This window comes from Marivita sp., from assembly GCF_017643905.1.
In the GTDB taxonomy this organism is placed as follows: Bacteria; Pseudomonadota; Alphaproteobacteria; order Rhodobacterales; family Rhodobacteraceae; genus Marivita.
Map to the genome: position 1 here is coordinate 36,709 of NZ_JAEPMO010000007.1, position 14,684 is coordinate 51,392.

The following is a 14,684-nucleotide window of genomic DNA, read 5'->3' on the forward strand; positions in this document are numbered from 1 at the left end:
GATTACGAATAGGCGCAATCGGGCCCGCGATCCAAAGGTGTGTCGATGGTGATTTCTGTGGGAATCCAGTCGAAAATTGCCAGCGCCTGTCCGCTGTCGAACCCGACATAAAGCGTTCCGGTCTCTGGTTGGAGCGCAACTCCCTCCGCATCGAACCCGTATTGCGACAAGGGCGTGACGGACAGAACGCGCCCATCGGGAGCCAGTTCGAAAAGGCTGTTCAATCCCTCGTTGTCGTCGACGACCAGAATGTTGCCCGAATAGGGATCGCGCGTGACGCCCTGAGGTTCGGTCATCGGCGGGTCAAATCTATCTCCGAACAGTTCCATCAGAACGGTGCCGTCGGGTGCAATCCGCAACAGCCGTGATGGATCGTCTTCCACTACGAGAAAACTTCCGTCGGCGTCGCGGTGCAGACCTTCGGTATCGTACAGAGTATCACTCAGGCGAAACGGCGCATCTATTGCGCGACCGTCACAGTCGATGCGGCGAAACTCGCCCCAGCCGTTGGCGATAAGAAGCCCCTCCTCTTCAACCGTCAGGCTACGCACCGAGCGCATGCCCGTGTCAAACCGACGAAGCTCTTTGCCGAAGGTCGACAGAAGAACAACCTCGTTGCTTTCATTGGCGACCCATATCCCGCAGACGAGGGCGTCATAGGCGATGCTGACGGCTCTGAAATCAGAAATGGTTTCCCGGTGGTAGATCTCCGCCTCCGCCATGGTTGCCGATACCACCGCAACCGCCAGTCCGACACCGCTCAGTCTCTTTCGCATCGCAACGCCCTCCATACGCCTCAAGCTGTCTCGCGGAGGCGTGAATTCAAGGCGTTTTTGTGGTGCGACCTGCCACGGTGCATCCTCTGGAATACACCGTTCTTCCGTGCCATCCTGCCATAACGCCGTTTGACTCCCGCCGGCGCAAACAGGATGTCCTCTATGGCCAAACATGTCATTGTGATCGGTGCCGGTATTGTCGGTGTGTCGACCGCCATCTGGCTGCGACGGTTTGGACAGGACGTGACGATTGTCGACCGTGATGGACCGGGGCAGGGCACATCGTTCGGCAATGCGGGCTTGTTGGCAGCGGGTTCGATGGTGCCGGTGACGACACCGGGCCTGATCACGAAGGCACCGAAAATGGTGCTGGATCCCGGGTCGCCCCTGTTTCTGCGCTGGTCGTACCTGCCACGCCTCGCGCCTTGGCTGGTCCGCTATCTCAAACACGCGAATGACCGGGATGCGCGGCGTATCGCATCTGACCTTGCCGACCTGACCACCGATACAGTGGACCAGCATTTCGCCCTGACCGAAGGTCTGGCGGCCCGTGCGTTTCTTTGCAAGAGCGACTACGTCTATGCCTATGGTACGCGCGCGGACTTCGAGAAAGACCAATACGCTTGGGCCTTGCGCCGGGAACATGGGTTCATTCCCACCCTGATCGAAGGCGCAGCCGTTCAGGAGTTCGAGCCAAGTTTCGGACCCTCGATCAAATGCCTTGCCGTTGTCAAGGATCATGGGTTCGTCACAAATCCCGGTGGATATGTTGCAGCACTTGCACGGGAATTCGAACAGATGGGTGGTCGCGTCGTCAAAGCCACTGTCGAAGACATCGAAACCCAAGAGAATGCGGCCCCGCGCCTGATCACATCCCTAGGATCGATGGAGGCCGACGGCATCGTGATCGCCTCTGGCGCGTGGTCCAAATCCTTGACGGCGCGGCTTGGTCTCAAGATCCCGCTGGAAAGTGAACGAGGCTACCACATTGTCATGACCAACCCGTCCGGCGCACCGCGCCAGCCCTGCATGATCACGTCCGGAAAATTTGTTGCAACACCGATGCATATGGGATTGCGCTGTGCTGGGATCGTTGAACTGGGTGGGCTGGAAGCGGGCCCGTCTGAGGCACCATTCGCCTTGCTTCGGCGCAAGATTGCAGAGGCCTTTCCGAACCTCGTATTCGACCGTGAAGAGACGTGGATGGGTCATAGGCCTGCGACGACGGACAGTCTGCCGCTGATTGGCGAGGTCAGGAACACCGGAGTCTTTACCGCCTTCGGACACCAGCATATCGGCCTGACCGCCGGTCCAAAAACCGGGCGGCTTGTGGCAGGTCTGATCGCGGACCAGCCCAGCAACCGGAATCTTACACCCTTTTCCCCGCATCGCTTCGGTCATTGACTACGGAACTTGGAAACACCTCGATTTTTAGGCGTTAAGCAGAGGTTTACACCCACCTGTTACACCCCGTCTTGGGTGTAAGGAGAGTAGGGTATGGCGACCGACAGAAATGTCGCGCCAGTCATCATCAAACGTAAGAAAATAATCGTCGCTGGCGGGCATCATGGGGGTGCCTGGAAAGTCGCTTATGCCGACTTTGTCACCGCGATGATGGCCTTTTTCATGTTGATGTGGCTGTTGAATGCGACAACAGAAAAACAGCGCAAGGGGATCGCGGACTATTTCAGTCCGACCGCCCCCATCAGCCGATTGTCCAGTGGATCGGACGGTCTGTTCATGGGAGACAGCGTGTTTGCAGCGGATGTCTTGCCCCGCATGGGTGTGGGCGCGAATGCCTTGCAGCAAACGGACAGTAACGGCTCGGATTCCGCAGAAAAGACAGCTCAGGAAACGTCCTTCAAGGAGGTTCAGGACGTTCTTTTGGGTCTCGGTGGCGAAAGCATGCTGGAAGACAAATGGTTGCGCCATGTCGTCACGCGCATCACCGACGAAGGACTTGTCCTCGAATTTTTCGATGCTGAAGACGACCCGCTGTTCGTCAATGGCACGGAACCGACGGTGCTGACACAGTCAATTGCCTATGCTGTGCGCGAGGCCAGCAAGATGCTGAGCAACGAGATCGCCATCGAAGGTCACGTTGCGAAGGTGCCGGTTGTTCGCATCGAAGACCCGACATGGGATTTGTCCTCGGACCGCGCCTTTGCTTTTTCTGAACTACTGACCGGTTTCGGGCTTGACCCTGAAAGGGTGCGCAGACTGACGGCCTATGGGGATCGCGAACCAGTGGTCAAGAACCTGATGTCCGCACGCAATAACAGGATCGAGCTGATCTTCCTGAGATACTGAGAGCGGCGCTGGAAATTAGGTCAACTTTTATCCGTTAGGTCCCCGTTAAACCCCACGCCTTACTGCTGTGATGAACCCAAGTCATCGCACCAGAAAGGCGTTTCCATGTCGATTTCCTCCTCACTCAGCGCAGGCGTTGTCGGCCTCGCGTCGCACGCAACCCGTCTGGCCACCATTTCTGACAACATCGCCAATTCTCAGACCCCCGGTTACAAACGGGTGGAGGCGAATTTTCACTCAATGGTCGTGACATCGGGTGGCGGAACCTACACGGCAGGTGGGGTGCGCACAACGACCCAGCGCTATATCGATCAGGACAGCGCGATCACCACGACCTCGAATTCGACCGATCTTGCGGTCAGCGGGCGCGGTTTCCTGCCGGTCGCCCAAGCGACTGAGGTGCTGTCGGGCTCGGAAACGCCGCAGATGTTCCTGACCACGACCGGGTCTTTCCGGACCGATGCAAATGGGTATCTGCGCACCGCCTCTGGGCAGATCCTGTTGGGGTGGCCCGCCAACCTTGACGGAACCATTCCAAACTATCCCCGCGCCACCAGCGAAGCGCTTGAACCCGTGCGCATCAACGTCAACCAGTTCAGTGGCGAACCGACCACGCGTATCGAATTGGGGATCAACCTGCCCGCAACCGAAACCGAAGCTGGGGCGCTGGGTGACCCGCTGACCCAGTCGATCGAATACTACGACAATCTTGGTCGCGCCGAGACTTTGGAATTCACCTTCACACCGGTTGTTCCCACCGCGGGCACATCGAACCAGTGGAGTCTTGAAATCGTTGACGGCGCAGATCCGGCAACCGTCATCGGCCAATACGATCTGGAATTCGATGATGCCCGCACCCTTGGGGGGACGCTGCTGAGCGTCGGGGACGTGACTGGGGGTCCCTACGATGCCGCGACAGGTATTCTGACGATCACAGCGCCAAGCGGCCCGATCGACATCAATATTGGCCGCCTCGGACTGAACGAAGGGCTTTCCCAACTCTCCGATATCTTTGCGCCGTTCAATATCAGCCGCGATGGCGCTCCTGTCGGCAAGGTGACGTCGGTCGAAGTGGATGAAACCGGGCTTGTGAACGCCTTCTACGACACGGGCACCACCCGGACACTCTATCAGGTGCCTTTGGTCGATATCCCGAACCCCAACGGAATGGCCGCCGCAGGCAGCCAGCTTTACATGCCGACACCAGAAAGCGGCAGTTTCTTCCTTTGGGACGCGGGTAACGGATCAACCGGCGATATCCTGTCCTTCGCTCTCGAGGAATCCGCGACCGATATCGCCAATGAACTGACTGAATTGATCAGAACCCAGCGGGCCTATTCCTCGAACGCCAAGGTGATTCAGACCGTGGACGAGATGCTGCAGGAAGCGACCAACATCAAACGCTGATTCCATGAAGCCGTAAGGATATTTCCATGAGCCTTTCCGGAGCCCTGTCCAACGCCATGAGTGGTCTTGTCGCCAACGCGCGCGGCACAACCGTCATTTCTTCGAACATCGCCAATGCCTTGAACGAAAACTATGGCAGGCGGGACATATCACTGTCCACCAATGCGACGCAAACGTCCGGCGGAGTGATCGTGGCCAATGTGACCCGCCATGCCGATCCGATATTGGCCTATCAGAAACGGCTTGCGTTGGCAGACCATTCCGCCGCGAGCGCACAGTCTGATTTCCAAGCCACTCTCGAACAACTGATCGGCAGCGTCGACACAATCGGGTCTGTCGCAGAAAAACTGACGCGATTTGAAACGGCGCTTTTGTCTTCTGCGTCGGACCCGTCCTCGGAAACGCGTTTGCGCAACATTTCGGTCGCCTCGGAGGCATTTGCAGGTGGGTTGCGGGACACCAGCGCCGGGATTGACGCGTTACGCAGCCGCGCCGACGCGGAACTCGCGAACACCGTCGATCGTCTCAACAGTGGACTGCTCCAACTAGAGCAACTGAACGCACAGATCATGACTGCGAGGCATCTCGGCCAGAACGCACATGGTCTGATGGATCGCCGCGATGCCACGCTCGACGTGCTTGCGGAATTTGTCCCGCTTCATGTCGTCGAACGCGATAGCGGGAAAATTGCGGTGTTCACGGCGCAGGGGCGAACGCTACTGGACGAGCGGGCCGTCACAATCGGCTTTGCGCCAACGTCCACCATCCTTCCACACATGACCGTCGAAAATGGCCTTCTGTCAGGGATGACCATCAACGGTAAGCCTGTCGGTATTCCCGGAAATGGGATGATGAACGGCGGATCGCTTGAGGCGCAATTCAACCTCCGGGATGTCAGCGCGCCGCAGATGCAGAAACGCCTCGACGCGATAGCAAGGGATGCCATTGAACGGTTCGGCCCGGGTGGGCCGGACACGACCCTCGGCGTCACTGACCCCGGAATCTTCACCGATAACGGTCTCAATTTCGACGTGGCGAACGAGACCGGACTGGCCGGGCGCATCACATTGAACGCCGCTCTTTGGGTGGGTTCTTCCGAACCCTGGCGATGGCGCGATGGCTTGAATGCTACCGCTCAAGGCGATGTCGGTCAAAGTGACCTGCTGTTAAGAATGAAGGCACAACTGAACCTCGCCGCTGTCCCCGGCTCCACCGTGCTGGGCTCTGCGCCGCGCAGTCTTGTCGATCATCTGCAGGAGCTTTCGAATACGGTAGCCGCTCAGCGCGTCGGATCGGAAGAGGCACGTGTGGCAACGTTCTCCCGACTGACCGAACTCCGCGACGCCGCCGCATCGGACGGGGTCAATACGGATCAGGAACTGCAAAAGCTGATCGAGCTTGAAAAATCCTATGCCGCCAATGCGCGTGTCGTCCAGGTCGTGGACGACATGCTTTCAGAACTTCTCCGAATTTGAAGGAACACATCATGCGCGCCATTGGTGATCTTGCATCATTTATGCTCTCCAGTCAGTTTCAGACCCGCCTGCGAAATACCGCGGATATTTCGGCACAGGAGGCGACAACCGGCCTCGCCAGCGACAAAGCGCGCCATCTGGGCGGCTCTCCGATGGCTGTTTCTCTGCTTGATCGGAAAACTCAGCTGCTTGAACAACATCAACGCGGCATCGCCGAGGCATCGGTACTTGCGAACGCAACGCAAAGCGTGCTTGGCCGGATTCAGGACCAGACCAGCGAACTTGGGATCAGCCTTTCGCTGGTCGGACAGTTGGACCGGGCGTCAGAGGTCAAGAGACTGTCTGACACGGCCGCAAAAACTCTGGTCGATGTGGTCAATGCATTGAATACCGAAGCCGCCGGCCGGTTTCTGTTCTCGGGCGCTGCAAGCCGCTCTGCACCTTTGCCGGACGGTGCGTCATTCCTCCACATGCTGCAGTCTGCCGTCGCGGGCTCTGCCACCACGTCGGACGTGACGACTGCCCTTGATGCCTGGTTCGACCCGCCCGGTGGATCGTTCGAGTCGCTTGCCTATTCCGGGTCAGACACCGGGTTTGCACAATTGCCGATCGGTCCCGACGACATGGTGACATTCGGCCTGCGCGCAGACGGTGAAACGGTTCGAGACTTGCTCAAGGCTCTTTCCTTTGCGGCCCTTGCGTCGGACTCGTCTCTTGGATTTGACGTCCAAGATCAAAAAACGTTGGTGGAGCAAGGACGCTTAGCCTTGCTCGACGTGGATCGGACCCTGACGGAAGAGCGCGCCGGATTGGGCTTGACCGAAGCCATGATCGAGACCGCGCGCCTGTCGACCGCGGCCGAGTTGGATCGCATTGCCTTGGACCGGCTGTCATTGATCGGAATTGACCAGTTCGAAGCAGCGTCCAACTTCGAGGCGGCCCAGCAGCAGCTTGAAGTCTTCTATCGCATCGCAGCCCGACAAGGGCGAGTGTCCCTGGCGGAGTATCTGCGATGAAAGGTTTGCTCGCAGCAATCGCAATCTTCCTTCTTCCGGGGTTGGCAATGGCGCAGGGCGTGCGCCTGAAAGACCTGGCCAGTTTTGAGGGTGTCCGTGGCAACGATCTTGTCGGCTACGGCCTCGTCGTCGGGTTGGACGGCACCGGCGACGGCCTGCGGAATTCACCCTTCACCGAAGACATGATGTCCAACATTCTGGAACGGCTTGGCGTCAATGTCACCGGAGAACAATTCCGCGCCAAGAACGTGGCTGCGGTGATCGTGACAGGTCAGTTACAGCCTTTCGCGCGCGCCGGGGGACGGATCGACGTCACCGTATCCGCCATTGGCGACGCGTCGAGCCTCCGTGGCGGAACACTTGTCATGACCCCGCTGAACGCTGCAGACGGACAGATTTATGCGGTCGCGCAGGGTTCGATCATCGCCGGAGGGGTTGCCGCCGAAGGTGACGCCGCACGCACCGTTCAAGGGGTCCCGACAGCTGGAAGCATTCCGTCGGGTGCCATTGTCGAACGGGAAGTCGCGTTCGAATTCAATCAGATGCAATCTTTAACTGTGGCGTTGAAAAGCCCTGATTTTTCAACAGCATACCGGATCGAGCGCGCGATCAATGTCGCTTCTGGAACCCCCATAGCTACGATGACAGATTCGGGCACGGTCTCTGTCGACCTTGGCGGCTCCGGACAGAGATCCCCCTCCCACCTTCTGGCCCAGATCGAGAACCTGCGCATCGAACCCGACACCTTGGCACGAGTTGTCGTCGATCAACGATCAGGAACCATCGTGATCAGTGAAAACGTACGCGTGTCACGCGTGGCGGTGTCGAAGGGCAATCTGACCCTCACGGTTCAGGAAGAACCGATTGTTGTACAGCCAAATCCTTTCGCAGAGGGCGAAACGGTCGTGGTCCCTCGGTCGACTGCACAGATCGAAAACGCGCCAGCCGTGTCCCTGGCCGAGGTTCCGGGCAGCACGACACTCTCCGATGTGATCACCGGACTGAACGCACTTGGCATCACGCCGAACGATCTGATCGACATCCTGAAAACGATAAAGGCGGCCGGTGCGCTGCACGCAGAATTTGTCGTGATGTAAACAGCGGTCTTTGCGCGCAAAAGGAATACACCAAATGATTGCAGTTGCAGGCATCGCCTTCACCTTTTGCATGGTGTTTGGGGGCTATCTTCTGGCAGGCGGAAAGCTGGGCATCATTCTCAAGGCGCTTCCTTTCGAGATGATGATCGGCGGCGCGGCCATTGGCGCGTTTGCCGTTGCGAACACCTTTGCGTCGCTCAAACAGACGGGCAAGGACACGTTGAAGGTTTTCAAAGGCAGCCAGTGGAAGGCTGAAGATTACAATCAGCTTTTGCAGGTTCTCTATCAATTGATCAACCTGGCTCGAAAAAACCCCGTCGGTTTGGAAGCCCATATCGACAACCCAGAAGAGTCCGAAATCTTTAGACAATTCCCGAAACTTCTAAAAGATCATGCCGCTCTCGACATCATCTGCGATACGTTGCGCTCGGCCTCGATGAACTATGACGATCCGATGCAGGTCGAAGAGCTTTTGGACAAGAAGATAGAGGAAACCAAACATCACCTCGAACAATCTGTGCACGGGCTTCAATCCGTTGCGGACGGGCTTCCTGCGCTTGGCATCGTGGCCGCCGTTCTGGGTGTGATCAAGACAATGGGGTCCATCGATCAACCGCCCGAGGTTCTGGGCAAACTGATCGGGGGCGCATTGGTTGGCACATTTCTTGGGGTTTTCCTCGCGTATTGTCTGGTCGCACCATTTGCTCTCAAGGTGAAAGCTGCTGCTGATGACGACATCAACTTTTACAGGACCATCAAGGAAGTCTTTGTCTCGCACCTTCACCAACATCCTCCGAAGATGTGTCTTGAGGTTGCCCGACAGAACATTCCCCATCATTACCGTCCCGGGTTCGCTGCACTGGATGAAGCCATTCGGTCTCTGAAAACCAATGCGTAGATTGTGTGGCTCCCTCCTGATTGGTATCTGCCTCGCCGGGCCGCAGGCCGTTTCCGCCGCCACGGGAGTCGTGCGCGGTGGAGAACATCCCGGCTTCACCCGTCTGACCGTTTCGACCGACGAAATCTTGTCAAATGTGCAGACACAAACGACGGGACAAGGGCGATTCCACCTTGCCTTTACACCCGGTCTTTCGACGGTGGACAGCAGCAGGGTGTTTGACCGCCTCAACGCAAATCGCGTGACCGCAGTGATCCCAAAGGACAACGGTCTTGAGATTGTTCTGAACTGCAATTGCGAAGCAATTGTCACGCTTGGGTCTCCGGGGCTGGTCATCATCGATATCTCGGAGCGACCCGATTTTCAGGCGGCAGAACTCCCGCTACTCCCCAATCTGACCGCCGTTCTTCCCAACCAGACGTGGCGTCCGGTCGACGATAGCGGCCTTTTTGCGCTCGACTTTTCTGTCTTGGATCGCCTGAACAAGACAATCTCCGCGCAGATCGGACAAACTGCGCATATCAGTGGGTTCACGGAACTTGCGGTTCCGGCACATCGGAACGCGCCGGTCGTCGATCGCGAACAGACCGAAGCTATTTCATCGGCGCCGCAGCACGACAGGTGCGCATGGTCCGACGCGATCTGGGCCACATTTGGTGGACCTCCGAATGCGGCACATGACGAAGCACCCGATGATACGGTTCTCGTCGATCAGGATGCGATTGCGCTTCAAGACGCCTTGGTTGTTCAATTCCTTTCGGAAGGGCGGCTTGAAGAAGCGCGTATCGCTTTTCTGGCTTGGGATCCGGTTGAAGAGGAGCGCCAGAATTGGACGCAATTTGAAGAGATGTTTGATGCAACTGCGGATCAGGGCGCGCTTAGGTTGGGTGACTGCAATCCGTTCGATGACCTGCTGATCGCGGCAATGAAACATGAGGCGGACGTGCCCAACAGCGTCAAGATCGACCTTTTGAATGCCTTTTCGGTTTTGCCCGTTGGACTGCAGCTCCGACTGTATCAAAGGTTGACCTGGCTTGTCGGGGAGTCGGGGGACACCCTCTTTCCCGGACTTTCGCAGCATTTTGCTGCCGAATTGGCCATGGCGGAACGTGTGCCTGTCGACCAAGACAAGAGTGGTCCCGATATTGACCCGGACAGACTTGCTGCCATTTCGATCGAATTGCGGGGAACAGATCACGAAAAACAAAGCTGGCAAGCGTCCTTTGCATCTTATCTGGCGCATCAGCGGTATTTCGATGCCCTTCATGACCTTGCCGACGACCCGCCTTCGACTGCACCAGAGCGCAGTCTTGCCGTCTCGGAACTCGTCGATCATCTGGTGACGCATGCCGACAGCATCACTTTTGTTCAGATCGCGCTTGCGGTCTTGCCCGACCTCGACCCAGCGCCGTCCGAAGCATCACTCACCAGAGTTGCAGATCGTCTTGCGCTGGAAGGGTTCACGTCAGTAGCGCAGACCGCGACAGAGGCATTTCCAGACGCGGTTTTTGGTTCTGCGCCCAGACGTGATGATGCGCGGCAGCTTTTGCCAAGCGCCGAGCCCGACACATCCCCAAGCACTGGACGGGACACGCCAGTTGCGTCGTTGGAGGGAGTCACCGAGAACTTGACCGTTGCCCTTGCGCGTCAAAGGGCCGAGGCCGCACAAGCGTTGCGGCAGTCGCTTGTCGAAACGCTATCGAGGTAAATTTGTCGAAAAACAGAAGAGATATCGCATCAGCTCTGATATTCGGATGTGAACAAGGATCGAGGCGCGCATGTTCAAAAAATCTCTAGCGATGTTCCTGCTTTTGGCCTGCCTTTCCCTGTTCGGAGGGATCGTTAACGCTCAGGCCGCAACCGGGAAGACTGGAATTGCGTTTGGTTTGAACGGTATTGCCGACTGGTCCACACAACATCCATTTCTTGACGTTATGAAAACCGGGCGACCCTGGATCGGGCATCTCCCGAACCAGTGGGGTGGTGTGGAATTCGAAGACATGATGGCTGACGGTGTTTTTGATGACGCCGGCTGGCCGCAACGCATTCCCGAAGGCGTGACCCGCTTGGAAAGCCTTGTTCTTACCGATCAACCGCCAGAGGCGCATCACCTGTCCGGACGGTATGTCCTGACCTATGACGGTCAGGGGGATCTGACTGTGACCGGACGGGCGCGTGTGATCAAACGCGAACCTGGGCTTCGCATTTTCAGTTACACACCCGGCCCTGGCGCGGTTGGCGTCGCGATTGATGCGACAGACCCCACGGATCCCATCCGGAACATTCGCATTGTCCCCGAAATACACATGGATGCGTTCAAGGCGGGTGCGGTCTTCAATCCAGATTGGCTGGACCGGCTCGAAGGGGTTGCGCAACTGCGTTTCATGGACTGGATGTTCACCAACGGCTCACCGATCAAGACGTGGGAGGAGATGCCGAAAGAGACCGATTTTTCATATGTCTGGCGCGGTGTCCCACTCCCGGTGATGATTGACCTTGCCAATTTGATTGGGGCCGATCCCTGGTTCAATATACCACATCTCGCCGAGGATGATCTGGTCCGGCGTTTTGCGGAATTGGTCAGGGCAAATCTGGATCCCGGCCGTATCGCCTATGTCGAATATTCCAACGAAGTGTGGAACTTCCTTTTTGAACAGGCGCGTTGGTCTGGCGAACAGGCCGAAGCACTGTGGGGCGCCAGCGATGATGGATGGATGCAGTATTACGGGCTTCGCGCCGCGTCCGTTATGAAGATCTGGACCGATGTGTTCGGCACGGATGCACCACGTCGTTTAAGGCGCGTGGTGACCGTTCAGACGGGCTGGCCAGAGTTGGAACAAGCCATTCTGGTTGGTGCGCGTGCGCAGGAGGAACTGGGTTTCAAACCCGTGGACATGTTTGATGCCTATGCTGTCACCGGGTATTTCGGATATGAACTGGGGGAGCCTGAAACGCTGGAAGACGCCCTTGAAAACGCGGCCGCCCAGGCTGAGGCCGATGGAAAGGCGCGTGGTTTGGCGCGCGTGGCTTTGCGCGAATACATTTCCCAAAACCGCTTCAATGGGATGGACGATCTTGCTGCGGAACGGGTTCGCAACGGGTCACTCAAGGAAATGACGGACACGCTATGGCCCTATCACGCCGGTGTTGCCGCACGTTATGGGTTGCAACTCGTGATGTACGAGGGCGGCACTCACGCCGCTGTGCAGTGGGAGGCGGTCGATAACGAACGGCTTGTCGATTTCCTGATCGCCTTCAACTACTCGGAACAGATGGCAGACCTGTATCGGGATGCGTTGGATACCTGGGCAAGCCTGACGGACAGCCCGTTCAACGCCTTTGTCGACGTTGCAGCGCCAAGCAAATGGGGAAGCTGGGGTGCATTGCGACACCTGAATGATGACAATCCGCGGTGGCGCGTGTTGCGGTCAATGGATGCGGTGACAAGCGAGAATTAGGGCACGCTTTTCCCGCTATCCTTAAATTTGACAATATCCTATGCAACGTCGCGCCATCCGCAGGTTCTTGAAAGTATAGGAAGTTTCTCGTTATGCCGCCAAACTCACGCGGTCACACAGCCGAGTCCTTGCCGGTTCTCAGTGTCCTGATCCCGGCCTCGAATGAAGAGGCTTTGATCGGTCAGTGCCTTGAAAAGGTCTTGCAGAGCGCTTGGCCCCATGCCGTGCCGTTCGAGACAATTGTGATCTCGAATGGCAGCCGCGACCGGACCTCCGAGACCGCGCTTGAGATGCGACCGCGCTTTGCGGAAAAGGGGCTTGTTCTGCAAGTGCTCGATCGCAAGGATGGTGGCAAGCTGGGTGCGTTAAATGCTGGTGACCATGTGGCGCGTGCGCCGATCCGTATTTATCTCGATGCGGATGTAGAAGTTTCCGAAGGATTGATCAGCCAGATTTACACAGCGCTTGATACGCCGCAGGCTCGCTATGCCAGCGGCACTCTGATCCTTGCGACGCCAAAAACCTGGGCCACCCGCGCCTATGCCCGAATCTATGCACAGGTGCCATTCATGAAACATGGGGTTCCTGGGGCAGGTGTCTTTGCTGTCAACGCGGCGGGCCGGATGCGGTGGGGCACGTTTCCCAACATCATCTCTGACGACACATTCGTCCGGCTGAGTTTCCTGCCAGAAGAGCGTATTGCCGTCCCGGCGACCTATACTTGGCCACTGGTCGAAGGGTGGAGCAATCTGGTTCGGGTCCGGCGTCGTCAGAACGCAGGAGTGGATGAAATCCGGGAGTATTATCCCGAATTGCTGCGCAATGACGATAAGCCAGACTTCCCGATCCGCGAAAAGATGAAGCTGGCACTACAAGACCCACTGGGATTTGCCGTTTATTCCGGTGTCGCGCTGGTCGTTCGGTTGACCGGCGACAATTCAAACGGTTGGACCCGGGGACGGTAATGCAAGCGCTGGTATCAAAATTTCGTGGCAGCTCGCTTGATGCGCGCTTTATGCGCAGCTCTGTTTTCACGCTTGGCGGATACGCCATGGCGCAGGTCTTGCGTCTTGCCTCGAACCTGATCCTGACGCGCCTCCTTTTCCCCGAGGCATTCGGCATGATGGCGCTTGTGTCAGTAATCATGCAGGGCCTTGCGATGTTCTCTGATGTCGGGGTCAGCCCGTCGATCATGCAGTCAAAGCGAGGAGACGATCAAAAATTCCTCGACACCGCATGGACGATTCAGGTCATTCGGGGGGTCCTTTTGTGGCTCACGGCCTGTCTCCTCGCGATACCTGTCGCAACTCTCTATGGCGAACCGCTGCTGGCCTGGATCCTGCCTTGTGCGGGGATCACCCTGTTCATCACGGGATTTAACCCGACCCGGCTTGATAGCGCGAACCGGCATCTGCTGATGGGGCGCTTGACGGGTCTCGACCTGTCGGTCCAGGCTGTGACCGTCGTGATCACCATCGCTCTCGCCTGGTATCTCGCATCCGTCTGGGCGCTTGTGATCAGCGGTATCATCTCGTCTATTCTGGTGCTTACCGCGTACAACGTTTTTCTGCCCGGGCAGCGCAATCGCTTTCAGTGGGAACGTGAAGCGGCGGATGAGCTGATCAGCTTTGGTAAATGGATTTTTCTTAGCACGATCTGCGGTTTTCTCTACATGCAGGGTGACAAACTGCTGATCGGCAAGTTCCTGACGCTTGAGCAATTCGGCATCTACAATATCGGCTTTTTCCTTGCGAGTTTTCCACTGCTGATGGGAAGCATGATGACCCGGAAACTGCTGATCCCGCTCTATCGGGAACGTCCGCCGTCCGAGAGCATGGAAAATTTCCGGAGCCTACAAAGAATGCGGTTTTCACTGACCGCCGGAATGATGGCGCTGACGGGGGGCCTTTCGGTTGCTGGGGTCGTTTTGATCGATATCATGTATGATCCGCGATACCTGATGGCCGGTGCGGTGGTGGTTCTGATCGCGGCAATGCAAATGCCGCAGATCCTCGTGATGACGTATGAGCAAGCCGCGCTTGCGTCCGGCGATTCGCGCCGCTTTTTCGTTCTCTCGGCTGCACGCGCCGTCCTGACACTTGGATGTAGGCGGTGTCAGCAAATTGTGTTGGCGCGAGGGCCTGAAGCGAGCAGCAGCCTGAGCGCATCAAGGTAGGAGCGGTCCGCGTTGTTCCGGGCGGCATGCCATCGGCCGTAGGCGGCAAGGTTCTTCGATGCGGGTCCGCA

Annotated in this window: 12 protein-coding genes; 11 read left to right on the forward strand and 1 reads right to left on the reverse strand. The window is 57.5% G+C overall.

The genetic code is table 11. From position 1 onward, the window contains the following. Positions 1 to 2 precede the first annotated feature (2 nt). A complete protein-coding gene (locus JJ869_RS02080) occupies positions 3 to 776 on the reverse strand; it encodes a hypothetical protein (RefSeq protein ID WP_292264314.1) in 774 nt (257 codons plus the stop codon). Positions 777 to 929: 153 nt separating this feature from the next. Here JJ869_RS02080 and JJ869_RS02085 point away from each other — a divergent pair, with 153 nt between their 5' ends. The 11 genes from JJ869_RS02085 (at position 930) to JJ869_RS02135 (ending at position 14,613) form a co-directional block, all read left to right on the forward strand. Continuing rightward, complete coding sequence (locus JJ869_RS02085; protein ID WP_366510394.1) at positions 930 to 2,180, forward strand: FAD-binding oxidoreductase; 1,251 nt, start codon at positions 930 to 932, stop codon at positions 2,178 to 2,180. Between the two features lie 93 nt (positions 2,181 to 2,273). Next, positions 2,274 to 3,086 carry a flagellar motor protein MotB gene (locus JJ869_RS02090; protein ID WP_292264316.1) on the forward strand — a complete coding sequence of 271 codons (813 nt, stop codon included), beginning with the start codon at positions 2,274 to 2,276 and terminating at the stop codon, positions 3,084 to 3,086. A gap of 105 nt (positions 3,087 to 3,191) precedes the next feature. Further along, complete coding sequence (locus JJ869_RS02095; protein WP_292264317.1) at positions 3,192 to 4,493, forward strand: flagellar hook protein FlgE; 1,302 nt, start codon at positions 3,192 to 3,194, stop codon at positions 4,491 to 4,493. Between the two features lie 26 nt (positions 4,494 to 4,519). Then, positions 4,520 to 5,968 (forward strand): flagellar hook-associated protein FlgK, encoded by a 1,449-nt coding sequence (flgK, locus tag JJ869_RS02100; protein ID WP_292264318.1) that lies wholly within the window; start codon positions 4,520 to 4,522, stop codon positions 5,966 to 5,968. Between the two features lie 11 nt (positions 5,969 to 5,979). Beyond that, the gene (locus JJ869_RS02105; RefSeq protein ID WP_292264319.1) at positions 5,980 to 6,984 is read left to right on the forward strand and encodes a hypothetical protein; all 1,005 of its coding nucleotides are present in this window, start codon (positions 5,980 to 5,982) and stop codon (positions 6,982 to 6,984) included. Further along, positions 6,981 to 8,081 carry a flagellar basal body P-ring protein FlgI gene (locus JJ869_RS02110; protein WP_292264320.1) on the forward strand — a complete coding sequence of 367 codons (1,101 nt, stop codon included), beginning with the start codon at positions 6,981 to 6,983 and terminating at the stop codon, positions 8,079 to 8,081. Before JJ869_RS02105 ends, JJ869_RS02110 begins: the two co-directional genes overlap by 4 nt. A gap of 34 nt (positions 8,082 to 8,115) precedes the next feature. Continuing rightward, the gene (gene motA, locus JJ869_RS02115) at positions 8,116 to 8,979 is read left to right on the forward strand and encodes a flagellar motor stator protein MotA (RefSeq protein WP_292264321.1); all 864 of its coding nucleotides are present in this window, start codon (positions 8,116 to 8,118) and stop codon (positions 8,977 to 8,979) included. Beyond that, the gene (locus JJ869_RS02120; protein WP_292264322.1) at positions 8,972 to 10,687 is read left to right on the forward strand and encodes a hypothetical protein; all 1,716 of its coding nucleotides are present in this window, start codon (positions 8,972 to 8,974) and stop codon (positions 10,685 to 10,687) included. The genes motA and JJ869_RS02120 overlap by 8 nt, the downstream gene beginning before the upstream one ends. A 70-nt stretch (positions 10,688 to 10,757) precedes the next feature. Further along, a complete protein-coding gene (locus tag JJ869_RS02125; protein ID WP_292264323.1) occupies positions 10,758 to 12,437 on the forward strand; it encodes a hypothetical protein in 1,680 nt (559 codons plus the stop codon). A gap of 92 nt (positions 12,438 to 12,529) precedes the next feature. After that, positions 12,530 to 13,402 (forward strand): glycosyltransferase, encoded by an 873-nt coding sequence (locus JJ869_RS02130; protein WP_292264324.1) that lies wholly within the window; start codon positions 12,530 to 12,532, stop codon positions 13,400 to 13,402. Between the two features lie 50 nt (positions 13,403 to 13,452). Then, a complete protein-coding gene (locus tag JJ869_RS02135) occupies positions 13,453 to 14,613 on the forward strand; it encodes an oligosaccharide flippase family protein (RefSeq protein WP_292264325.1) in 1,161 nt (386 codons plus the stop codon). Positions 14,614 to 14,684: the final 71 nt, after the last annotated feature.

Excerpts from the sequence above, each read along its gene's own strand:
- motA (WP_292264321.1), top strand. The coding sequence starts at position 8,116 with ATGATTGCAGTTGCAGGCATCGCCTTCACCTTTTGCATGGTGTTTGGG.
- JJ869_RS02110 (WP_292264320.1), top strand. The coding sequence starts at position 6,981 with ATGAAAGGTTTGCTCGCAGCAATCGCAATCTTCCTTCTTCCGGGGTTG.
- flgK (WP_292264318.1), top strand. The coding sequence starts at position 4,520 with ATGAGCCTTTCCGGAGCCCTGTCCAACGCCATGAGTGGTCTTGTCGCC.
- JJ869_RS02120 (WP_292264322.1), top strand. The coding sequence starts at position 8,972 with ATGCGTAGATTGTGTGGCTCCCTCCTGATTGGTATCTGCCTCGCCGGG.
- JJ869_RS02085 (WP_366510394.1), top strand. The coding sequence starts at position 930 with ATGTCCTCTATGGCCAAACATGTCATTGTGATCGGTGCCGGTATTGTC.
- JJ869_RS02130 (WP_292264324.1), top strand. The coding sequence starts at position 12,530 with ATGCCGCCAAACTCACGCGGTCACACAGCCGAGTCCTTGCCGGTTCTC.
- JJ869_RS02095 (WP_292264317.1), top strand. The coding sequence starts at position 3,192 with ATGTCGATTTCCTCCTCACTCAGCGCAGGCGTTGTCGGCCTCGCGTCG.
- JJ869_RS02090 (WP_292264316.1), top strand. The coding sequence starts at position 2,274 with ATGGCGACCGACAGAAATGTCGCGCCAGTCATCATCAAACGTAAGAAA.
- JJ869_RS02135 (WP_292264325.1), top strand. The coding sequence starts at position 13,453 with ATGCGCAGCTCTGTTTTCACGCTTGGCGGATACGCCATGGCGCAGGTC.
- JJ869_RS02125 (WP_292264323.1), top strand. The coding sequence starts at position 10,758 with ATGTTCAAAAAATCTCTAGCGATGTTCCTGCTTTTGGCCTGCCTTTCC.
- JJ869_RS02105 (WP_292264319.1), top strand. The coding sequence starts at position 5,980 with ATGCGCGCCATTGGTGATCTTGCATCATTTATGCTCTCCAGTCAGTTT.
- JJ869_RS02080 (WP_292264314.1), bottom strand. The coding sequence starts at position 776 with ATGCGAAAGAGACTGAGCGGTGTCGGACTGGCGGTTGCGGTGGTATCG.